Origin of the sequence: Gilliamella bombi (assembly GCF_900103255.1) — a bacterium.
Classification (GTDB): domain Bacteria; phylum Pseudomonadota; class Gammaproteobacteria; order Enterobacterales; family Orbaceae; genus Gilliamella; species Gilliamella bombi.
Map to the genome: position 1 here is coordinate 1 of NZ_FMWS01000015.1, position 23,237 is coordinate 23,237.

Annotated in this window: 21 protein-coding genes and 1 other RNA gene; 4 read left to right on the forward strand and 18 right to left on the reverse strand. The window is 34.9% G+C overall.

What is annotated here, in order from left to right:
* The 3 genes from B9N71_RS13225 to rlmB all read left to right on the forward strand — a co-directional run.
* Positions 1 to 297 (forward strand): hypothetical protein (locus tag B9N71_RS13225; protein ID WP_208610421.1); only part of this gene is annotated, 297 nt, incomplete at its 5' end.
* A gap of 425 nt (positions 298 to 722) precedes the next feature.
* A complete protein-coding gene (rnr, locus tag B9N71_RS03350) occupies positions 723 to 3,182 on the forward strand; it encodes a ribonuclease R (protein WP_085164100.1) in 2,460 nt (819 codons plus the stop codon).
* Between the two features lie 27 nt (positions 3,183 to 3,209).
* Complete coding sequence (gene rlmB, locus B9N71_RS03355; protein ID WP_085164101.1) at positions 3,210 to 3,971, forward strand: 23S rRNA (guanosine(2251)-2'-O)-methyltransferase RlmB; 762 nt, start codon at positions 3,210 to 3,212, stop codon at positions 3,969 to 3,971.
* 951 nt (positions 3,972 to 4,922) lie between these two features.
* On the opposite strand, the gene B9N71_RS03365 is transcribed toward rlmB, so the two are convergent.
* The 14 genes from B9N71_RS03365 to B9N71_RS03430 all read right to left on the reverse strand — a co-directional run bounded on the left by B9N71_RS03365 (position 4,923) and on the right by B9N71_RS03430 (position 20,466).
* Positions 4,923 to 6,383, reverse strand: coding sequence for a catalase (locus tag B9N71_RS03365; protein ID WP_085164103.1), 1,461 nt, complete (start codon positions 6,381 to 6,383; stop codon positions 4,923 to 4,925).
* Between the two features lie 294 nt (positions 6,384 to 6,677).
* Positions 6,678 to 7,223, reverse strand: a complete 546-nt coding sequence (locus tag B9N71_RS03370) for a 5-formyltetrahydrofolate cyclo-ligase (RefSeq protein ID WP_085164104.1) — start codon at positions 7,221 to 7,223, stop codon at positions 6,678 to 6,680.
* A 29-nt stretch (positions 7,224 to 7,252) separates the two neighbouring features.
* A non-coding RNA gene (gene ssrS / locus B9N71_RS03375) (6S RNA) lies at positions 7,253 to 7,433 on the reverse strand.
* A 65-nt stretch (positions 7,434 to 7,498) separates the two neighbouring features.
* Positions 7,499 to 7,783, reverse strand: coding sequence for a cell division protein ZapA (gene zapA / locus B9N71_RS03380; RefSeq protein ID WP_065589209.1), 285 nt, complete (start codon positions 7,781 to 7,783; stop codon positions 7,499 to 7,501).
* Positions 7,784 to 7,790: 7 nt separating this feature from the next.
* The gene (gene dxs / locus B9N71_RS03385) at positions 7,791 to 9,647 is read right to left on the reverse strand and encodes a 1-deoxy-D-xylulose-5-phosphate synthase (RefSeq protein WP_085164106.1); all 1,857 of its coding nucleotides are present in this window, start codon (positions 9,645 to 9,647) and stop codon (positions 7,791 to 7,793) included.
* 27 nt (positions 9,648 to 9,674) lie between these two features.
* Complete coding sequence (gene ispA / locus B9N71_RS03390; protein WP_370738296.1) at positions 9,675 to 10,550, reverse strand: (2E,6E)-farnesyl diphosphate synthase; 876 nt, start codon at positions 10,548 to 10,550, stop codon at positions 9,675 to 9,677.
* Entirely contained in the window at positions 10,537 to 10,782 is a 246-nt protein-coding gene (gene xseB / locus B9N71_RS03395) for an exodeoxyribonuclease VII small subunit (RefSeq protein WP_034910657.1), read from the reverse strand. The genes ispA and xseB overlap by 14 nt, the downstream gene beginning before the upstream one ends.
* Positions 10,783 to 10,848: 66 nt before the next feature.
* Positions 10,849 to 12,141, reverse strand: coding sequence for a DNA recombination protein RmuC (rmuC, locus tag B9N71_RS03400; protein ID WP_370738297.1), 1,293 nt, complete (start codon positions 12,139 to 12,141; stop codon positions 10,849 to 10,851).
* A 62-nt stretch (positions 12,142 to 12,203) separates the two neighbouring features.
* Positions 12,204 to 13,178, reverse strand: coding sequence for an elongation factor P--(R)-beta-lysine ligase (gene epmA, locus B9N71_RS03405; RefSeq protein WP_244178510.1), 975 nt, complete (start codon positions 13,176 to 13,178; stop codon positions 12,204 to 12,206).
* Between the two features lie 64 nt (positions 13,179 to 13,242).
* Complete coding sequence (gene mdoH / locus B9N71_RS03410; protein ID WP_085164113.1) at positions 13,243 to 15,603, reverse strand: glucans biosynthesis glucosyltransferase MdoH; 2,361 nt, start codon at positions 15,601 to 15,603, stop codon at positions 13,243 to 13,245.
* Between the two features lie 35 nt (positions 15,604 to 15,638).
* The gene (locus B9N71_RS03415; RefSeq protein ID WP_085164114.1) at positions 15,639 to 17,201 is read right to left on the reverse strand and encodes a glucan biosynthesis protein G; all 1,563 of its coding nucleotides are present in this window, start codon (positions 17,199 to 17,201) and stop codon (positions 15,639 to 15,641) included.
* Positions 17,202 to 17,219: 18 nt separating this feature from the next.
* Positions 17,220 to 17,882: a hypothetical protein gene (locus B9N71_RS03420; RefSeq protein WP_085164115.1), complete on the reverse strand. Its 663-nt coding sequence runs from the start codon at positions 17,880 to 17,882 to the stop codon at positions 17,220 to 17,222.
* 202 nt (positions 17,883 to 18,084) lie between these two features.
* Entirely contained in the window at positions 18,085 to 18,324 is a 240-nt protein-coding gene (locus B9N71_RS03425; RefSeq protein WP_034910662.1) for a YecH family metal-binding protein, read from the reverse strand.
* Positions 18,325 to 18,528: 204 nt separating this feature from the next.
* Positions 18,529 to 20,466, reverse strand: coding sequence for an exoribonuclease II (locus B9N71_RS03430; RefSeq protein WP_085164116.1), 1,938 nt, complete (start codon positions 20,464 to 20,466; stop codon positions 18,529 to 18,531).
* Between the two features lie 136 nt (positions 20,467 to 20,602).
* On the opposite strand from B9N71_RS03430, the gene B9N71_RS03435 reads away from it, so the two are divergent.
* On the forward strand, positions 20,603 to 21,352 hold the full coding sequence (locus B9N71_RS03435; RefSeq protein ID WP_085164117.1) for an alpha/beta fold hydrolase: 750 nt from the start codon (positions 20,603 to 20,605) through the stop codon (positions 21,350 to 21,352).
* A 22-nt stretch (positions 21,353 to 21,374) separates the two neighbouring features.
* Here the strand turns inward: B9N71_RS03435 and B9N71_RS03440 are convergent, their stop codons facing one another.
* Genes B9N71_RS03440 through B9N71_RS03455 form a run of 4 tightly spaced genes read right to left on the reverse strand, consistent with a single transcriptional unit; the run spans position 21,375 to position 23,154 of the window.
* Entirely contained in the window at positions 21,375 to 21,710 is a 336-nt protein-coding gene (locus B9N71_RS03440; RefSeq protein ID WP_051634165.1) for a prepilin-type N-terminal cleavage/methylation domain-containing protein, read from the reverse strand.
* Positions 21,703 to 22,137 (reverse strand): DUF2509 family protein, encoded by a 435-nt coding sequence (locus B9N71_RS03445; protein ID WP_085164121.1) that lies wholly within the window; start codon positions 22,135 to 22,137, stop codon positions 21,703 to 21,705. The genes B9N71_RS03440 and B9N71_RS03445 overlap by 8 nt, the downstream gene beginning before the upstream one ends.
* Positions 22,121 to 22,684, reverse strand: coding sequence for a prepilin peptidase-dependent protein (locus B9N71_RS03450; RefSeq protein ID WP_085164123.1), 564 nt, complete (start codon positions 22,682 to 22,684; stop codon positions 22,121 to 22,123). The genes B9N71_RS03445 and B9N71_RS03450 overlap by 17 nt, the downstream gene beginning before the upstream one ends.
* A complete protein-coding gene (locus B9N71_RS03455; RefSeq protein WP_085164125.1) occupies positions 22,678 to 23,154 on the reverse strand; it encodes a prepilin-type N-terminal cleavage/methylation domain-containing protein in 477 nt (158 codons plus the stop codon). Before B9N71_RS03455 ends, B9N71_RS03450 begins: the two co-directional genes overlap by 7 nt.
* Positions 23,155 to 23,237: the final 83 nt, after the last annotated feature.

A 23,237-nucleotide genomic window follows, 5' to 3' on the forward strand; every position in this document is an offset into this window, starting at 1 on the left:
TGTAATAGTTTGGGTTATCGAATGCCACGGGTAAGAGATTTAACCAATTCAAACTATAATAATTTAGGTGCAGCACCTAGTTCATCAGGTAATCATTACCAGCGTCACATAGGCGCTGGATTTTTCACGGAGTGGGGCAACATGGGCTACTACACTGATGCGGGCTTCGTCAGCAACTGCTACTGGACGAGCGACGCTACAGGTAGCAACGACCAGTTCCATGTCTACTCGTTCAACGGCGTCGTCGGCAGCTTCATTGCCAGCGTCTCCTACTGGGGCCTTTGCACCGCACCTTAGCTTTTAGCGTTTAGTTCTTAATCTTTAGATCTTGAGACGAAAGGGAGCTTATGGTGTAAATAACTGAGAGTTATGACTTATTCTAACCTAGTGAGGTTTAGGACGTTTTATTTGGCAAAAACAAAATGCCCTAAACCAAACATCTCTATAACTATTTTCATAATATTGATTTAAAAATTATCATTAATATAAATCAACATAATACGATTTATGTAGTATTGTAAAACAATTATCTATTGAATTATGACTCTTTAGCAGTGACATTAAGGCTCAATACGTTATTTTGATGCGGATTTAGATATTTTTTTATGTTTTTATAATTTATTTTATAGATTTTGATTCTTGGTTATAAATTGAATCTTCATTTTAAGTTATACGACTCTGTGTTATGCTACAGTTAATATTAGTCACAGGGTATTCCTTTTATGATAAAAGATCCATTTTTTGACCGCGAAGCCGAGAAGTATGATTCCCCAATTGCCAGTCGAGAGCTTATTTTAGATTACCTTAAACAAGAAGCAAAGCCTGCTAGTTTAGAAAAAATTGCTCAAGCTGTTGATATTAAAAATGAAGAGCAAAAAGTGGCATTGCATCGTCGTTTGCGCGCAATGGAGCGTGATGGACAAGTAGTTTTTACACGCCGTAAATGTTATGCCTTGCCTGAAAAATTTGATATGGTTAAAGGCAGTGTGATTGCGCATCGTGATGGATTCGGTTTTTTACGCGTTGAAGGAAGTCCTGAAGACTATTTTTTATCACCGGAGCAAATGAAAAAAGTTTTACAAGGCGATGTAATCTTAGCTCAGCCAATGGGAACTAAATATCGCGGAAAAATGGAAGCTCGTGTTGTGCGAATTTTAGAGCCACGCAATAATCAAATTGTTGGGCGGTATTTTATTGAGCAAGGTGTTGGTTTTGTTGTCCCTGATGATAGCCGTTTAAACTTTGATATTTTAATTGCGGGTAAACCTAGCCGCACGGTTCGTATGGGAACGGTGGTGGTGGTTGAGTTACAACAACGCCCTGAACGCCGTCAAAAAGCTGTTGGCATTATAAAAGAAGTGCTCGGTGAAATAATGGGGACTAATTTGGCGATTGATATTGCTCTGCGGAATCACGAAATCCCTTATGAATTGCCAAAGGCTGTTGAAAAAGAGGTAAGCAAATTCACCGAACAAGTGCCAGAAAGCGCCAAAAAAGGGCGAAGAGATTTGCGACAATTACCTTTGGTAACAATTGATGGTGAAGATGCCCGTGATTTTGATGATGCGGTTTATTGCCAAAAAAATCGTGGTGGTGGCTATCGGTTATGGGTGGCTATTGCAGATGTGAGTTATTATGTTAGACCAGGTAAGGCGTTAGATAAAGAAGCTTGTTTACGAGGTACATCGGTTTACTTTCCTTCACGAGTTGTACCAATGCTTCCAGAAGCATTATCTAATGGGCTTTGTTCGTTAAATCCGCAAGTTGATCGCTTATGTTTAGTTTGCGAAATGACGGTGTCTAATCGTGGGCGGTTGACGGGGTTTGAGTTTTATGAAGCGGTAATGAACTCGCATGCTCGGTTAACGTATACTAAAGTGGCTAAGATTTTAGATGGTGATGAAGAACTTCGTGAACACTATCATGAATTAGTCCCTCATCTTGAAAATCTTTATGGACTTTATAATGTGCTTGATAAAGCACGGGTTACCCGTGGTGCAATAGGATTTGAATCAGAAGAGCCGAAATTTGTTTTTAATGCCGATAAACGTATTGAAAGTATTGAACTGGCACAGCGAAATGTGGCACATAAAATTATTGAAGAGTGTATGATTTTAGCCAATGTTTCAGCGGCAAAATTAGTGATTGGTGCCCAAGTGCCATCACTATTCCGTGTACATGACAGACCCGATGAAGATCGAATGAGTAACTTGCGCAGTGTATTAAGTGAACTTGGTTTATCACTTGGTGGTGGTGCAAGTCCTAAACCTAAAGATATTGCTGAATTAATGAAAGTGGTTGAAACACGCCCTGATCATGATATGTTGCAAACCGTGATTTTACGCTCTATGAAACAAGCTATTTATGCTCCAGAAAATCGAGGACATTTTGGTTTGGCACTTGAGGAGTATGCACATTTTACTTCGCCAATTCGCCGTTATCCTGATTTGCTTTTGCATCGTGCTATCAAATGGATTTTAGCTGATGAAAAACATAAAACCAGTAAAACAGGGGGGTATCGTTATGATACAAATGAAATGCTTTACTTTGGTGAACACTGTTCAATGACCGAACGACGAGCTGATGAGGCCGTACGTGATGTGGTGGATTGGCTTAAGTGTGATTACATGCAAGATCATGTAGGTGAAGTATTTAACGGCTCTATTTCAAGCGTGGTTAATTTTGGTTTCTTTGTGCGGTTGGACGATCTATTTATCGATGGTTTAGTGCATGTGTCATCGCTTGAAAATGATTACTATTTTTTTGATGCCTCGCACAATCGCCTAGTTGGTGAAAATACACGTTTTACTTATCGTTTAGGCGATAAAGTGCAAGTGAAAGTCGATAATGTTAATCCAGAAGAACGTAAAATTGATTTTTCATTGGTTGGCAGTAATAATAAGCCAAAACGTCAGGGTAAAACGGCAAAAGATAAGTCCAAACAAGTCAAAAACGATCAAATTGCCGATTTACCAATAAAACGAAAAGGCAAAAAATCAACCAGTAAAAAAAGTAGCGCGAAGCCAAATACTAAGCAAAATACTAAACCAAGTACTAAATCAAGTACCCCAAAAAAGGCAAAATCGAACGCTAAATCAAGCATGAAAGCAAGTGCTAAAGTTGAAGTGAAAGCCAAAAGTAAAAAACGTAGTAAATCTAAATCAACGAATAAAACTAAATAGTTAATAAAATAAAAGAGTAACAAATAAATGAGTGAAACAGTTTATGGCCTGCACGCCATTGAAGCATTATTAGCACGTTCGCCAGAAAGAATTATTGAAGTATTTATTATTAAAGGGCGTGAAGATAAACGCCTTCTTGCCGTTGTGCGTCAATTAGAGCAACTTGGTTTGCCTGTTAAAGTTGCTAATCGCCAATGGTTAGATGAAAAATCTAAAAATGGTGTACATCAAGGTATTTTAGCCATGGTTACGCCGAATCGAGGTTATCAAGAAAATGATATACCTTTGCTCATGGAACAACAGCCAAATCCAGTTATTTTAATTTTAGATGGTGTAACTGATCCGCATAATTTAGGTGCATGTATAAGAACTGCTGATGCTGCTGGTGTCGATTTTATTATTGTACCAAAGGATCGTTCCGCACCGCTCAATTCAACGGCACAAAAAGTTGCTTGTGGTGCAGCTGAAAGCGTGCCTGTGGTTAGGGTGACCAATTTGGCTCGTACAATGCGAATGCTGCAAGATGAGTACCAAGTTTGGATTGTGGGCACCGCTGGAGAAGCTGATAGAACGCTTTATCAAACAGACTTCTATAAAACATCAACACAGACCGCACTTGCATTGGTAATGGGTGCTGAAGGTGAAGGTATGCGTCGTTTAACCAAAGAACACTGTGATGAATTGGTGAGCATTCCAATGGCAGGAATTGTGTCATCACTAAATGTATCGGTTGCAACTGGTGTTTGTTTATTTGAAATTGTTCGGCAAAAATCAGCTATCAGAACCTAATTTAGATGGTTATAACCGTATTGGCTACCTAACTATTTAAGTTTCATACGAAATCAATAGATTAGTTGAACTTCAATACGGTTAATTAAAACAATCGTAAAAATATATTAGCAAGCATCTTTTTTATTAGCATGAATTTTTCATTTGTCTTTAAAAAATTAAGTAAACAAGTGAGTATAATCTTGTCAAAAAGTTTCAGGTAACCCTACGTTTCAGTAAAAAAATATTGGTTTTTAGATCGTTAAATGCTTTTTAACAAGTTGCGATCTTATTTTTATTTATACTCGTGCGTACTGCCTAATATTTTATCTATGGGGAAACATCTATTATTGCTTGAAAATACATTTCTTATATATTTTTTCAATCCAAAAAATTGAGTAGTGACAGCACAATAAAATAGCTGGGTATATTATAAAATTAAGCGTGATCCATGCTGATACCAGCAAATCAATACCAATCGAATTGATTAAATAACGCTGATATAAATAAGGATATCGAATTAACCGAGGGATAATCATAAAAATAAGGCTAATTAAAATGCCAATAAGTAAACCACAAAAGACTAAACCTGACGGTTTTTTTATTTTGTTTAAAATGAAGATTGAAATAAGAATAAAACAGAAATAACACAATCCATAATACATTAAATAATAATATTCAGGTGTATGGTATTGTCTTTTGATAAAACGATAACACCATTGATAACTTAGCAATCCTCCGACGCAATTAAACAACAATATAACAATTAGATTAATGATTTTCATCGGATAATCCTTTTAACTTCAATAAGTTATATGATTTTACTGTAATCTATGCTAATAATATGTGACTTTGCTAAATTAATGAAGTGTTTTTATAAATTTTATAATGTGATCAATTTATATTTGTGTATTTAGTTACAGCCAATAATTAAAAATGCCGACTAAAATTGTCGGCATTTTATTTTAAGTACTAACTTTTTATTAGGTCAATATCAATGCCTAATCCTTTGGCAATTCCAGTTCCATAGTCAGGGTGCACTTTATAGAAGTGTTTGAGCTGTCTGATTTGAATGTCTCGATTTACGTTTTTCATAGAGCCAACGATATTATCAATAAGCAGCTGTTTTTGCTCAGGCTGCATTAAATTAAATAATGCGCGTGGTTGTGAGTAATAGTCGTCATCAACACGATGATCGTGCCTGTCCATTGTGCCAGCTGGTACATGCATTGGCGGTTCGGCATATTGTGGTTGTTGTTTTGGTGCGCTATCGACGCTATTAGGCTCATAGTTAGGCGCATTATCTGGACTATAAAAGCGCATTGCGCCATCGCGTTGATAATTATGAACAGGGCATTTTGGAGCATTGATCGGCAATTGTTGATAATTAGTACCAATACGATAGCGGTGCGCATCGGCATAAGCAAAAATTCGACCTTGAAGCATTTTATCTGTTGATAAACCCGTTCCTGGTACTACATTACTTGGTTCAAATGCTGCTTGTTCAACTTCAGCAAAATAGTTTTCTGGATTACGATTCAGTTCCATTACGCCGACTTCGATTAATGGGAACTGTTTTTGTGACCAAACTTTAGTAACATCAAATGGGTTTTCAGGATGGTTGTTAGCTTGTTCTTCTGTCATTACTTGTATGTAAAGTCGCCATTTTGGATAATCTCCTCGCTCAATGGCTTTGAACAAATCTTCTTGTGCTGAATCTGGATTAGTTCCATCCATTTCTGCTGCTTTTTTAGGATGAATGTTTTTTATTCCTTGCTCAGTTCTGAAATGCCATTTAACCCAAGTGCGAACGCCATCTTTATTGATTAAGCTATAAGTATGGCTACCATAGCCGTGCATATGGCGGTAACCATCAGGGATTCCGCGATCAGAAAATAAAATAGTGACTTGATGAAGTGATTCTGGTGATAAAGACCAAAAATCCCACATCATTTGTGGATCTTTTAAGTTGGTTTTGGGATCACGTTTTTGAGTGTGAATAAAGTCAGGAAACTTTAATGCATCACGTATAAAAAATACAGGTGTATTATTGCCTACTATATCCCAGTTGCCTTCGTCAGTGTAAAATTTTACCGAAAATCCACGAGGGTCGCGGGCGGTGTCTGATGAGCCACGTTCTCCACCAACTGTTGAAAACCTTGCAAAAAGAGGGGTTTGTTTACCTATCTTAGCAAATATACTGGCGTGAGTATATTGAGTGATATCATTTGTTACCGTAAATGTACCGTGTGCGCCAGAGCCTTTGGCGTGTACACGTCTTTCAGGAATATTTTCACGGTTAAAATGGGCTAGTTTTTCAATGAGTTGATAATCATCAAGCAATACTGGACCACGAGGGCCAGCAGTTCGAGAGTTTTGATTATCGGCTATTGGGGCACCGTTATTGGTGGTTAGTTCTTTTTTTTCTGACATTGCAACACTCCTTTCTAGTATATTAAAGCGCTTTTGTAAATTAAAATAATCAATTAATTAATTTTTGAATTTAAAATTACTAAAACATATATATGGGACGGTAGTGCATAGTAAAAAGCTGGATATTGGGGGTTTTCAATACGTTAAAATATATTTAAACTCACAACATCTAATTTATATCTATAAATTTGTGTATTTCTAAATTTAAGGTTCTCAATGGAATAATACACTAAATCATTTATTTTTTGATAATTATGAAAATTTTGACAATTTTTTAAATTGTTATCAATAAATTCAAGCGTAAATAATTTCGGGCAATCGAATATCCCAAGGTTTGTTCTCAATATGTTGGACTTTTTGGCAAGCAAAAGCAAGCCCAATTGGTAAAATTTGTTGAGTTTGATAATTTGCTAGTAATCGGTCATAAAATCCTCCTCCCATTCCCATACGATAACCTCGTTGATCAAAAGCAACTAGTGGCGTAAAAACAATGTCGAGTTGATGGTAAGGAAGTACATTTAATACATTTAACTTTGGTTCTAATATACCAAAGTTATTTTTTACGAGTTGAGTTTGACTGGTATATTTTAAAAAGAGTAAGTTTTTGGTTGCAAAAGGGTGGATAACAGGTAAATAGACGGATTTATTTTGTTGCCATAAATAGTTAATTATAGGTTGGGTTTCGACTTCGCCATCAAATGATAAAAATATGGCGATATTTCTTGCAGTATTAATCGCTTGGTGACAGGCAATTTTTTGATATATAGCGTGTTGTGCAATCTCACGTTCATTGGGAGATAATTGTCGCCGTTTTTGACGAATGATTTGCCTTATATTCATCAGTTGTCACTGTTGTTTAAAAGTAAAAGAGCGCTCCAAGATGTCGTTAGGGTCGTAACCCTTGAACCCAAGGTTCAAGGTGAACATTGTGTTTTAATTTTTAGGTTTCCTTACAAGTAAGGCATACACACCAATTAAAAGTCACTCCGTTCTTAAGTTTAGAATATCGGCTCAGGGGACTAACCCATATGGCGATCATCTCAGAGTCGTATGCTATAATACAAAATTTGACGGATCATACAATACTATTTGTATTAAATTTACAATTCAAGTAGTTAATTATTAGGATTTAGGGCAGAATCGAGTAATTGTTGTAACATTTTTAACCGATCGCCAAATTCACTGCTTTTTTCTTTTTCTTTTGAGAGTTCGTAAGAAATGTTTAGAGCGGCAGTCATAATAAGTTGATCACTGCCAACATGTGGAGACTTTTCTCGTAAATTTGTTAAGCGCGCATCTAAATCTTTTGCGGCATTGTTAAGTGCGTCGACTTCATCAACAGGACAATTAAATTTTAATGTTCGTCCAAAAATTTGAATAGTGACAGCTTGAGTTTCCATATTTAACCTATTGATTCATAAAACGATTAATTTTATCGATAATGTGTTTTTTATCTAGTCCTATTTCTTGCCTTATTTCGCTTTGAGAGCCTTGAGAAATAAACTTGTCAGGGAGTCCAATATTTAAAATATCACATTTTATTTTTTTCGATAATAAATATTCACAGACGGCGCTACCTGCTCCGCCTTTGATACTGTTTTCTTCGATGGTGACAAGTATATTATGAGTTTGGCTAATGTGCAAAAGGACTTTTTCATCTAATGGTTTAACAAAACGCATATCGATAACTGTAGCATTGATTTGTTCTGCAGCTTGTAAAGCTTCGGTAAGTAAAGCGCCAAAATTTAGTAAAGCAATATTTTCACCTTGCCGGCACAATTTAGATTGTCCCAAAGGAATTGCTGTTAATGGGATTAATGGCGTTCCAGTGCCTTCACCACGGGGGTAACGTACTGCTGCAGGACCATTATGTAAATAGCCTGTGTAGAGCATTTGTCGACATTCGTTTTCGTCACTCGGTGTCATAATGACCATATTGGGTATGCAGCGTAGATAACTTAAGTCAAATGCACCTTGGTGAGTTTCACCGTCGGCGCCGACAATTCCTGCACGATCGATAGCAAACAATACAGGTAAGTTTTGAATAGCAATATCATGAATTACTTGATCGTAAGCGCGTTGCAAAAAAGTTGAGTAAATAGCTACAACAGGTTTTAATTCACTAATTGCAAACCCAGCAGCAAGGGTTACCGCATGTTGTTCGGCTATTGCAACATCAAAAAATTGGTCAGGATAACTATTTGCAAATTTTGTCATACCTGAACCTTCTCCCATTGCTGGGGTTATTGCCATTAAACGTTTATCATTTTGCGCCATTTCGCATAACCAATCGCCGAATACTTGCGAATATGTTGGCGCAACTTTTTGAGTAGTAGGTAATATACCATCATTTGGATTAAATTTTGGTACGCCATGCCATAAAGTCGGATCTTTTTCAGCTGGTGCGTAGCCTTTGCCTTTTTGTGTTATTACATGAAGCAGTTGTGGCCCCTTTAATTGGCGAACTTTTTGTAAAGTTGCGACCAATCCATTAATATCATGTCCATCAATAGGACCTATATAATTAAATCCAAGTTCTTCAAATAAGATAGCTGGTGTGACTAATCCTTTTAAGTGTTCTTCAGTTTTTTTAACAAGTTCTTTTAATGGTGGAATATTAGCTAATATTCGTTTGCTATTTTCCCTAAAAGATGTATAGGCTTTACTTGATAAGATTTGAGTTAGATGTTGGTTAAGTGCTCCAGTATTTGCAGAAATTGACATATCATTATCGTTGACAATCACTAGCATATCTGGCTTAACATGACCAGCGTGATTCATTGCTTCAAATGCCATACCAGCAGTTAATGCTCCATCACCAATAATGGCAGCTACTTTTTTACCTGATTGTTTTTTTTGTTCGCTAATTGCAATACCAAGTGCTGCACTAATTGAAGTTGAAGAATGACCTGTGGTTAGCACATCATATTCACTCTCATTACGATGAGGAAATGGATGAAGTCCCCCTTTTTGACGAATAGTGAGCATTTGGTCTCGTCGACCAGTCAAAATTTTGTGAGGGTAAGCCTGATGACCAACATCCCAAATAATTTTATCAAAAGGTGTGTGATAAACATAATGCAAGGCTGTTGTTAATTCAACAACACCTAGTCCCGATGCTAAATGACCACTTGATTGACTTACGCATGCGAGTAAATATTGTCTAAGCTCGTGACAAATAGACGATAACTGTGACTGAGGAAAACGTCTTAGATCCTCAGGCGAGTTTATTTGTTTTAACAAAGGGTAATTATCTAAATTCATTATGTAATGCTGTATTTTAGCTAGTTATTAACTATTGCGATTAATAATATAACCAGCAAGTTCCTGTAATGGCTGATTATTATAAGGTATTTGTTTTAGACTATCGATAGCTTGCTGATAGAGTTGCTGGGTTAGTTTTACTGCGCTATCTAGCCCAATTAATGCAGGGTATGTACTTTTTTCATGAGTAAGGTCTGAACCTTGTGGTTTACCCATAATAGATTGCTCGCCAATTATATCTAAAATATCGTCTTGAATTTGAAATGCTAGCCCAATTGCTTCAGCATAGCGATCGAGCATTAGCTGATAAGGTTTAGCTATTTCACCGCATGCAAAAGCACCCAAACGGATTGCCGTTTTGATCAATGCTCCTGTTTTATAACAATGTATTTTTTGCAAATGTTCAAGACTAATTGATTGATGTGTGGCCTGTAAATCAAGTGATTGACCAAGGCACATGCCATTAACGCCACTGGCATGGGCAAGTTCAGTTATCATATTAATTTTAGTTTCAGCATCGATTAATTTACTTTTTGCTAGCATTGAAAAGGCTAAACTTTGTAAGGCGTCACCAGCAAGTATTGCTTGAGCTTCACCAAATTGGATATGGCAGGTTGGTTTTCCTCGGCGTAAGTCATCATTATCCATTGCAGGTAAGTCATCATGAATTAATGAATAAGTATGAATTGCTTCAATCGCAGCAGCGGCTTCATCTAACTTAGAAAGGGGGCAATTAAACATTTGTCCTGTTAAATAGACTAAAATAGGTCGAATTCGTTTTCCACCAGCTAGCAAGCTGTACTCCATTGCTTGTTGAAGTTGAGATGGTTCAATTTGTGAAATATAGGTGGTTAAAAACGAATCAATTCGTTCTTGTAATGGCTTTAAACTATTCATTATCATCATTTGAGAATTCTGACAGTTCGGCGTCACTATTTTCAGATAATAAAATCTGAATACGTTGCTCAGCTTGCTGTAACTGTTTTTGTCCTGCTTTTGCTAATTTGATCCCTTTTTCAAACTCATTTAGTGCTTCGTCTAATGGTAGATCGCCGTTTTCTAATTGAGCTACAATGGTTTCGAGCTGTTTAAGTGTCTCTTCGAAACTTACTTCTTTGTCTTGCTTTTTTGCCATATTCAATTCCTCTTTGCGTGCGATGAGTATACACTTATTTCCCATAATCGTGAATCTAGGTTTTGTTTATTTACTCTCATTTTCGTTATTCAATTCATCGATTGATAATAAGGTAATATCTGGATTAATCGGTTTTTTAACTTCGATACCCATTTCACGAAATCGTTCAATTTGTCCAATTACATTGCCACGACCTTTACATAATTTGTTCATGGAATTTTGATAGGTTTGTTGAGCTTTGTCTAAACAATTGCCCAGATTTTCCATATCTTCAACAAAGCCACGCATTTTGTCATATAATTTGCTTGCTCTATCGGCAATAAGTTCAGCATTACGATTTTGATATTCAAATCGCCATAAATTATGGATAGTTCGTAATGCAACTAATAAAGTAGTGGGGCTTACTATCATAATATTACTTTTCAGCGCATCGTTAATTAATGTTGGGTCATTATCTATTGCACTTAAAAATGCTGGCTCGACAGGAATAAACATCAAAATATAATCTAATGAATTAATGCCAATAAGTTTATGATAATCTTTTTGACTAAGTTGTTTTAAATGGTTACGCACAGCCGTTAAATGTTCGGCCATTGCTTTTGCTTTAACGTTTTCGTCATCACTATTAAAATGGCGTTCGTAGGCAACCAAGGTTACTTTTGAATCAATAACTACATCACCCCCTTGCGGTAAGTGAACAATGACATCGGGTTGTAATCGTTGATTGTTTTCGTTGGTTAGATTAACTTGTGTTTCGTACTCATAACCTGAACGTAATCCTGAATTATCTAAAATTTGACTTAAGATAAATTCTCCCCAGTTTCCTTGGGTTTTGTTATTACCTTTTAACGCATTAGTTAGATTGGTTGCTTCTTTACTCATTTGTTCATTAAGTAGTTGCAAGTTACGGATTTCATGCGTCAGTGTGTGGCGCTCTTTAGCCTCTTGCCCAAAACTATCTTGAACTTGCTTTTTGAAGCCTTCTAACTGTTCTTTAAGTGGTGAAAGTAAAAAATCAAGGCTCTGTTTATTTTGTTGTTCAATCTTTTTACCACTCTGTTCAAAAATACGATTGGCTAGGTTTTCAAACTGAGTCGTAAGCCGTTGTTCGCTTTGTTCTAGTATGGTTTGTCGTTCATGTGTTGCACTTAACGTTTCTTCTAAACGCGTTTTGAGTTCACTAATTTTAACATTCTGCGCTAGATTTTGTTGTCGATACTGCTCTAATTCATGCTCAAGTTGTTTTACTTGAATTACTAAAGTTTGGTTTTCTTCCTTTTTTTGAATTAGTTGTAGATCGAATAGTTGCTGTAAATTATTAATTGTTGATTGAGATTTTATAGCAAATATAAATAACATTAAGGCAACAATCCCAATAATAATGGCAATCCATTCGGTTAATCCTAAAGCATTGAACATAATTAAGCCCTTTCAAAAGTAAATGAAATGACATCATCTAAGTTGTTGCTCTCTAGGGCGAGCATAATTAAACGATCTAATCCTACAGCAACGCCAGCACAGTCTGGAAGTCCTGCTTCCATTGCGGCTAGTAACTCAATATCAATATTTTGTGTAGGTAGATTTTGGTTAGCACGATCTAAATTATTTTGTTCAAAACGCATTCGTTGTTCTTGTGCATTAGTCAATTCTTTAAAGCCATTAGCAAGTTCAACACCTTTGTAATAGAACTCAAAACGGCTAGCTACACGATGATCTTCTGGGCTAATAGCGGCTAATGCAGCTTGTGATGCTGGAAAGTTAAATACAGCAATAGGCTTGTCTTGACCAATATGTGGTTCAACACCGAAAGTGAATAAGCATTGTAACAATCCATCTTTATCATAATTATCTGTGTTAAGTCCGATATCAAGCTGATTTGCTGCATTAGCTAAGGTTGCGTGATCGGCTTCCAAAGGATCAATATTAAGATGCCTTTGAAACGCTTTTTGATAAGAAATACGTTCAGCAGGTTCACAATCTAAAATGGTTTGTAATAGATCATCGACTTCATTAATCATTTGCATCATATCAAATTGGATGCGATACCATTCTAACATGGTAAATTCAGGGTTATGATAACGGCTGACTTCTTCATGATTACGAAAACATTTACACATTTGATAAATTGGTCCACTACCAGCAGCTAGTAAGCGTTTCATATGATATTCAGGGCTAGTAATTAATGACATGTTTCGCCCTTGTTGATCATCGATTTCACCAGGCTTTAAAAACTTAGTGTGAAAAGAGCTTAAATGTACGTCTGTTACTGCATATTGGCTTAAGGTAGGTGTTTCGACCTCTAAAATACAGCGATCAGCAAAAAATTGACGAATTTGAGAAACAATTTTCGCGCGCTTAAGTAAATTATTTATAGGTGCAGAAGGTTGCCAAGTCATAAAAATATCCATGGATTTTGATTAGTTACTAAAAAGAAGTGAAATAGGGCAAAAGCCCTATTTCTTATTGCTGGCGTTCATTTTGCCATATTGAGAACAAATTGTCGTATTTTTCTTGTTGTTGCCAAATATGACGATGTAATGCGGAAAGAATAATTGGGTCTTCTAAAATCGCTAACTGCTTTTCTTTACTCATTTTTTCTAAGTCTATGTGTTGATATTGTTCAATAAGCTCATTGCGTTTTTGTTGGTTTTTATTATTAACTCTATGTCTTGAAGTCGATAAAGCGCAAGTTAGCGCATTATATATAGGATCGACCAACGCCATAACAAAGCCATGCTCAACAAATGCAGTTTCAGTTTTAATTAAATATTCGCCTGTAAGAGTAACAGCTCTTGTAGGATGCGTTTCTTCAGGGGTTAAAAATAGTCCTGCTTTTTTTGCCTTCATGCCGATACTTGAAAGCCCAGATACTCTAATTACTAAAGGTGAAATGGTTAAAGGTATTAATATGGCTATATACCAATAAGTAAATTGTGGATTTAACCAGATAATTACTCCTAACCAGATAATACCTAATAATGACAGTGGCCAACAAAAATAAAATGACTCCCCCCATGTTAGAGCGTCGTCACTTCGGGATGGTGACTTCCATTGAATTTTACTGCCCATCCATGCTTTAAGTACAAATTTACTATGAAAGATCATGCGTATTGGCGCTAAAATCATTGACCAAATCATTTCAATCAGTATTGATAAAGTTAATTTAAATATACCGCCAACATCTTTTGCCCCAGTTCTGGCTATAATAATACCGTAGCTGAAGAATTTAGGTGCAAACAGTAAAACCATTGTGGTTGATAATAGTTGAATGGCTAATTGTTCATCCCACCTTGGCCAAGTCGGATAAAATTGGTTAGGTTGGAAGAAATATTGAGGCTCAGAAATATTAAACACCAATAATAATAGTGTCGAAAATATTAAAAACACTAGCCACAATAATGAAGAAATATAAGCCATGCCACTAGTTGCAAACATTAAACGATGGGTCAATTTAATACCGCTTTTGAAGATTAGCCTTAAATTAATTAAGTTACCCATACACCAGCGATTATCACGTTTTAAATCTTCAATCATATTACCAGGAAGCTCTTCATAACTTCCATTCATATTATAAGCAATCCAGACGCCATAACCAGCACGACGCATAAGCGTCGCCTCAACTAGATCATGCGATAAGATATGAATTGGACCCTTACGTTTTTGCAATGGAGATAATATGCAATGCTCAATAAAAGGTTTTAAGCGAATCATTGCATTGTGACCCCAATATTGTGCTTCGCTTAGTTGCCAAAAGTGTGTGCCAGAGCAAAATATATCACTATAAATCTGATTGGCAAATTGTTGAATACGTCCATAAAGTGTGGTCATTCTGACTGATTTTGGCGGTGATTGTAAAATACCTGCTTTAGGTGTCATTTCCATCATGGCGATCATTTTTAAAATACAATCACCTGTCATGATACTATCGGCATCAAGGATCATCATGTATTCATATTGGTGCCCCCAACGACGGCAAAAATCATCAATATTACCACTTTTACGTTTTACTCGGCGTTTGCGATGGCGATAAAAAACGTTGCAACCATTGTTTTGTTTTGCTGCATTAAATTCAGCCCAAGCTTTAAGTTCGTTCACATATAGATCGGGATCGTTAGTATCACTTAATATATAAAAATCACAACAAGCTGCGTGGCCTGTTTCAGCTAAAGATTGATAAGTTGCTTGTAACCCAGCAAATACTCGAGCAACATCTTCATTACAAATTGGCATAACAAGAGCGGTTCGATGGTTTGTATTGATATGCGACGCTGGTTCATTGGGTATAGGGATTGTGTAACGGTCTTTACCCATGACGGCTAAAATTAGGCCCATAATGCTGGTCCAAAATCCAATGGAGATCCAACAAAACAAAATAGCAAACAGGATAATAATCGCCCCTTGTATGATATAAGGTATTATGCTGTAGATGGCTAATTCAGGATTGATATCCCAATTAGTCATAAAATTGATTTTTTGCCAACTTTGGTATGGTAATAAAGAAGATAGATAAGTGGTTCCATAATATGTTTGTACTACAATCAGCGCAAACATAATAAAGCGTCGAATTATAGCTAAAATATTAAAGTTATGTTTTGACTTGGCAATATAGCGCTGGTTCCAGATTTGAGGTTGAATTGAAACGCGTTCAACTTGAGGATAACTTGGTTGTTGTTTTCGGTCATCAATAAAAGAACTAGTATCGCCAATCTGATTCAAGCGATATTTTAAGAACTCAACATCATCAGGTGATGTTGTATTATTTTCATATTTTTGACGCCAAGCTTCAGCATCAGGTAGATTTGTAAAGTAATCTTTTTTCATATTTTTATCTTATAATAATAATGACTATTACATTACTATTGTGCTGGGTATTGCCCGCTCCAAGTTTCAGAAATCACTTCATTGGTTGCTTGTGAAGCGAGTTGTACACGAATATCGGTTGCTTTTTTATTGTCTTCAACGTTGAAGCGAACAATGACTCGCCAGCCTTTAATTTCTGGATTGTATTGCACTTCAGAACTTAATATAGAGCCATTATTAATACTTGAAATGACTTTAACTGGTGATTTTTCTGATAACTCAGGCCCAGCAAAGTCAATTACATAGGCATTAGAACCATCAAGTTTACGAATTAAATTAGCTTGTTTTATATCGCCTAGAGATAAACGCGTACTAACTGCCCTTGCGACATCATTCGGGTAACGCTTATTTTCATTTAATGAATAATGTAAGCGGTATTTAATATCAAGCACATCGCCTGCTTTGTATTGTTTTTGAGGTACCCAAAACGCAACAATATTGTCGTTAGTTTCGTCAGCAGTAGGGATTTCAACTAATTCGACTCGTCCTTTTTGCCAATCGCCTAAAATTTCAGTCCAAACGCTTGGTCGTTTTTCATAGTGATCATCGAGATCTTGATAATCATCAAAACCTTTATCACGCTGAATTAAGCCAAAAGCTTTTGGGTTTTCTAAGCTATACGATGAAAACGATAGACGTTTAGGGTTATTTAATGGACGCCATATCCATTCGTTATTATTTGCTAATATTGATAGTCCATTAGAATCATGCATTGCAGGTCGATAATTTAACAATGGTGATGGTTGATTAGGCCCAAATAAAAACATACTGGTTAGTGGGGCAATGCCAAGTTTTTTTACAGAATCGCGGAAAAAGACCTTAGCTTGAACTGTAACAGTAGTATCAATACTTGGAATCAATGTAATTTTATAAGCACCAGTTACGCTTGGTGAGTCAAGTAATGCATAGATAACTAAATGTTTTTGATTTGGTTCTGGTCTTTCAATCCAGTACTCTTTGAAACGTGGAAATTCTTCACCAGACATTTCTCCAGTGTTAATGGCAAGCCCTCTTGCCGAAAGACCATAGCGTTGATCTTTACCTACCGCACGAAAATAACTGCCACCAAGAGCTGAAAATATTTCATCGTCGGTTTTTGTTGGATTATTAATTGGGTAATGGACTTTAAAACCAGCAAAACCCAAATTTTTAGTATCTAGTTTATCAAGATTAATCTGGCTTAAATCAAAATAGCTAGGATCATATTGTATTGGAGTTATTTGGTTATTAACAATTTCATTAATTTTTATTGGAACATCAAAGTACATTCCTTCGTGATAAAACTCAAGTTTAAAACGGCTTTTTTGATCACCCCAGTAAGCTTTTTTATGATTAAATAGAATTTTTTGGTAATCAGCAAATTGTAAAGATGCTAATTCATTAGGAATATTTTTAGATGGTTGAACATAAGCCTTTTTAGATAGTTTTTCAGCTTTTTCAACTACATCATCAAGCGAAAAAGCCCATGCAGAAAAACTAATACAAGTAGCTGAAGCTAAGCAAAGCACCTTGCAAATTAAAGTTTTATTAAACTTATGAATTGGAAATAAATTGCACATAAAAGACTCGCGTTAGTATTATCTAAAAATATTGAAATAATTGATAATATTGTTTTTTGGATCATCTAAGCATTTCTCAACGTAATCCACTTTCATTTCTTGAAGAATGCTTGGGTTTTCGTTTATTAGGAAGTAAGAATAGTCATCTTTAGTAATCTTTGCTTTTAAGGATGAGATATCTTGTTCTGACATTCTAAATTGTGGTCGAAAATATTGTGTTATTTTTGCATTATCTTTTGTATAAATTGCTGCAACGAAATCAGCTGAATATTGGCAATAACTTTTTATATTGTTTTCAGTTGCTTTTATTTTACTTAGTTCCATATTATGTTCGGCTTGGTTTTCCTCAACTACTTTTTTGAGTTGCACATGATACTTTAATTTATATAGTTCATTTAAATAAAAATTCAATACACAAGAGGAGAGATTGTTATTGCCTTTACAATTTAGAATACCTTGTTTAATAATGTAGTTATCGAAGTTTTTATCACCAACAAACCGAATTAGTTGATTTTTAGCATCAACAACATAAGGGTCGTTATTTTCAGTTTGTTGTTTTAATAGAGATAGTTGCTCTGTTTCGGAAATTGGTTCATTATTTTTTAAAGGTAAATTTTTTTTTGCACAACTTGTGACAAGAATAGCGACAAAGGTGCATATAAGGATATTACTTACTTTCATTTATCAAATTCCATGAGCATATTCTTTAGGTTAATTTTAAAGCGAGCAACTTTGCCACTAATTTAGTCACGTTATTAGTAACAACAGCCACTTATAACGATTATTGTTATAGCGCGAAATTATATACTCTTATTAATTTAAAAAACACTAGCAGATTAAATTAAATTTATAAAAATTGTACTTTATATACGGTCATTTCTCTCTAATGTTTGCATATTTTTTTATTATCGACCGTAAATTTAGTTTCATGATCAACTGAGGGTTTAAATTTCCCCTTTGCTTTTAAAAAAGCGATTAGTTGCTCGGCATTCATGTTGGATTTTGAACAAGTATGAAATATGGCATCTTCTCCAAACTTACTTTTGATAGCATCAAGTAAAGAAGATTCGGTATAATTGTTTCCATTCATCATATGCAATACTTCGTGTCCATGAATTGACATTATAGCCTCCCTGAATTATTGTTCATTTTAATGATTAATTCATTATTTTTAGTCCCGAAAGATAACAGATATTTTTAATAAGAAAAAGAGGTTTGATATTAAAAATATAATAAAGTTTTAATTATTCCCCCTGATTTACATCGGGGGAAGAAATAACAGCAAAAAAGCTGTAAATTCAAGCAAGAATAATCTTTCTTTTATTTTTTAATTGTTGGCTAATTTTGTAATGATTGATTGATTTTCGCTTTTAACCTGGTGAATAACAACAGATATAGTATCAGCAAGTTTGTAGCAAACTTCATCTTTAATTTTGATGATTCCTTCCTCAGGTAACGAGATAATTTCTTCCTTGACTGAGTGAATCATTGAAAGTGGCATAAATGCAAAAGCGCCTATATCACATAAACGAACTCGAGCACCACCACGATTGATATCGATAATTTCAGCAGAAAAACTTTCACCTACTTTATTTGATAAGTATTGAGCATAAAGGTTTTCAGCCATATCACGTTCTGCATAGCGTAATGTTTTGCGTCTTTCATTCATGTTTTTTAATTGATCTTTATCGGGTGCGACTAATTCTTGTGATCGGATAAATGCTTTGATTAATCGATGGTTGACCATATCACCATATTTACGTATTGGTGAAGTCCATGTTGCATAGGCATCAAATCCCAAACCAAAATGTGGTTTAGGTTCAGTTGAAAAATCAGCAGGGCTTTGGAACTTACGAAGTTTTGTGGACAAAAATGGAGTGTTGTCGATTATACGACGCAACTTTACGTAACCATCGAAAGATAATAATGATTCTTTATCAAATTCAGTGATTCCGTTGTCATTTAAAAAAGTCACTACTTGTTCAATATATTTATTATCAAAACCTGAATGAATATTAAAAATTCCAAAACCAATTTTATTTTTTAATTGCAATGTTAAAGCTTGGTTTGCTAAAACCATGACTTCTTCTACTATTTGATTTGCAATCCGACGAGACTCTTTAATTATTGATTTAACTTGGCGATTTTCATCAAGTTCAAAACGATAATCTCCATTATCTTTAAAAACTAAAGCATGATTTTGCCGCCATGTCATACGAATTTTTGCTAAGCCAGCTAAATGTTTAAGTTGCTGTTTAATAATTGGATTGTTAGTTTCTAAATCTTCATTATTTTCTAAAAAATTAGAAACATTGTTATAAGTTAATTTAGCTTTTGATTCAATCCAAGCTGGTATAAAAGTGATCTCATCGCTATTAATATTGCCCGTTTCGTCAATACTCATTTTGCATATCATTGCTGGACGTTTTTGATTTGCTTTTAATGAACATAAATCATTGGCAAGCTCTTTGGGTAGCATAGGGATATTAAAATCAGGCAAATAAGTGGTAAAATTTCTGATTTTGGCAATACGATCAAGTTCGCTATCTTGTAATACATAAGCGGTAGGATCGGCAATGGCAACCATCAATTGATAATCTCCTTGTTCACCTTTTGATATCGCAATAGCATCATCCATATCTTCTGTATCTTCGCTATCGATGGTGAAAAAGTTAACATCGGTTAAATCTTGACGGTTATCAAGTTCAGTATCGTTAATTGATAATGAATCGAACTGTGGGGCATGAGTTTCTAAATCGTAGCGCGCTAACGTTTTTAGCCAAAGTTGATAAGGTGAATTGCTTTCAGCAACAAAACGAACAATTTCGGCAAGAAATTGATTCCGTTCTTCTTGCAAAGGGTGAGAAACAAGCGTTGCCACAACCCAATCGCCTTCTTTTAGTTTTTCGCTAACTTGCTTGTTTATTTTGCAACGAATGGCTAGATTAGTTGACATATTTTCAGGATAAATAACCATTGCACGATCTTGAAAGCCTATTTTGCCAATAAATTTTTGCAATGCACTTTCAATTAATGATTCAGGTTCAAAAGACTCTTTATCGTTATTACTTATTACAGTCCCTGATACCTTATCACCATTGCAAACTCTTTTCATTTTAGCAATAGGGATGAAATAACTTTTTTTATTATCAACATCTAAAAAACCAAATCCTTTTTCATGAGCTCTAATAGTGCCTTCAACGCGTGGTGTTTGCTCATGGAGTTCTTGTTTTAATTGTGCGAGTAGAGGGTTATTTTGAAACATATGGCCTAACACTAGTTAAAAAGTTGGTATTAAATTCTATCATATTTATGCAAATTGTGGTTATTGAATTAATCGGTGATGGTATTGAAAATAGACGTATAATAATGCCACTTAAAATAATTGGTCGAATTAAAGTATGAAATTAAACTATAAATTACAGGGTGATGGACAGCCGATAGTGTTTTTACATGGGGTATTTGGGAGTTTAGATAATTTAAATATGTTAGCGAAGGATTTTGTGCAGTATTATCAAACCGTGCAAGTTGATCTGCGTAATCATGGGCATTCCCCTTGGTCTGATAAGATAACTTATCAAACTATGGCTGAAGATGTGGCTGAACTTTGTTATAATTTACAATTAAAAGATATAATATTAGTTGGCCACTCAATGGGTGGGAAAGTTGCTTTGCAATTATCGCAAATGCTTTCAGATTCTATCCAAAAAATTGTTGCTATAGATATTGCGCCTATAAAATATCACCGTTCGGCCAATGCCACTATTTTAAGAGTGTTAATGTATTGCCTTAGTAACAAAATTACCGATAAAAAGCAGATCATCAATTTAATGGAACAAGTAGGTATTAACATGCCAACCATTCTTTTTTTACTAAAATCGTTTAAGAATGATAAATGGTTGTTTAATATTGAAGCAATTAATTCACAATATGCTCATATATGCGATTGGCAAAATACCTCTCCTTGCTTAAAACCCACGTTATTTATTCGGGGAGGTAACTCTACTTATATTACAAATGAAGCTTATCCAGCGATTTTCGAACAATTTCCTAATGCAAAAATTGAAGTAGTTGAAGGTGCTGGGCATAATGTTCACGCTGAAAAAACGTCACAAGTTTTGCAACTTCTACATAACTGGATAGAGGGATGAATGGTATTTAACTTGCAAACATTTAGAGTGAATTACAAAATAATCGTTGCTGCTTGGCAACTTGTTTGTTAGGTGCATTAACCGTTATAACAACCATTTTACACTGAGCATTATAAGTTTTACTGGTGAGCTTATAATGCCAACCAGAAGGAATAATTTGGTTTGTGGTATAAGGGTAGCTATCAAGTAGCTGAAAAGCAATTTTGTTGGCACGTAAGTAGTTTGTAAAGTAGTGATGTTTATAAAACAATGCTTGTTGGTAATTAACAAATCCTAACATAATAATTGAAAATAATAGCGTTGCTATCATAACTTCAATTAAACTAAAGCCAGCTATTTTTTTCTTTTTGTTATTCACAATAAATAGCCCTTTTTTCTGGGCAATAATCGAGCCAATGACCTTTTTCAACAATCAATCGATTATTATCAAAATGTGCGAGTGTATATAAATAGAAGTCTTTAGCTTCGCCCCTTACTAACACATACTTATCAATTTTTAATAAAGACTTTTTTATACATGCTTTTAATTGATAAGTGGGTTCAGTCATACAATACCAATTTGTTTTAGGAGTTTGCCAATTTTGGGTTATTGCCCAAGTTAAAGATGAACTAGCTTGATTAAATTGTTGATAGTATTGACTTTCCATTAAGATAGTTTTTTGCCACGAGGTAATAAGTATATTAAAACCAATTAATAGCACCAATCCCACAATCATCAAAATAATTACCATTAAAATAGTGCTAAACCCAGATGAAGTATACATTTGTTTAAAATAGGTTTTCATTTTTGATTATTTCAGTTATGTGATAATTAATCTGCTTGTTTTTTCTTAATTCAGCAGTAACAGATAGACTAATGGCATCGGGTAGCTGTTTTATTGTAAAATCGGTTACTTTGATTTCGTTTGAATCAAATAAGTTTTCCCATTTAGTTCCAAAACAATCTATTGCTCCTGTTTTATAGGCTATATTGTTTTCTTTATAGCGATAGGTAAAAACATCTGACTTTATAGGGGTAAATTTGTCCCAAACCCAAGAATTGCGAATTTCGCTATCGTATCGAAGAACAATACATTTTCCTTGTTTATCGATTTTAATAGCTTTAGCTGTTATTTTTTTGGGGTCATTAGCAATAAAACCAGCTCGTCTTATGTCTTTTTTCATACCAGCTAATCCAAGTTCAATTGCCTGTTGTAAACGTATTTTTTGATAATATTGCATAATACTTGTTTGTAATTGAATGTAAAACGAGGTTATACCCATGAAAATTAGACTTGATAATATTAAGCTAATAAGCATTTCAAATAAGGAATATCCAGATGCTTTTAACATCGAGGTAACCCTGTTATATAGCTATTTTCTGCACAGAATCGAATGCGTCCAAATAAAGAAATAAAAATCCTGCTAGTACCTATCTTATTTTTTAATTGGAAAGACATTGTTTGTGCTAAGTTGCGACGACCTAAGATCAAAGCATTTTTATTGTTTAATAATTCACTAATTTCAACAGAATTATCAGGTTTGATAAAATAAAGTACTCCTTCACTGCATGATGTAGGTTTTTCATCGTTAGTGATTGCAATGCACCAAGGTGAAGTAAATTGGTGAATAATGTAATTCTCATTTTTAATCGACGCTTTTATTTGAACTTCATACAAAAAATAAGCTAACTGTTTGGTTGTATAAGCTAATTCATTACGCAGCTGTTGCTCTTTCCAATGCTCAACGCCTATTGTGACTAAAATAGCACTAATACAAATAGTTATTAACAATTCTAGTAATGAAAATCCCCAATTTTGCATAATATTGTCTTGGTAACTATCACGATAGTTGCAGAGTACATTTTAATTAAACAATTGGTTATTTGACATTCTAGATTTGTGAT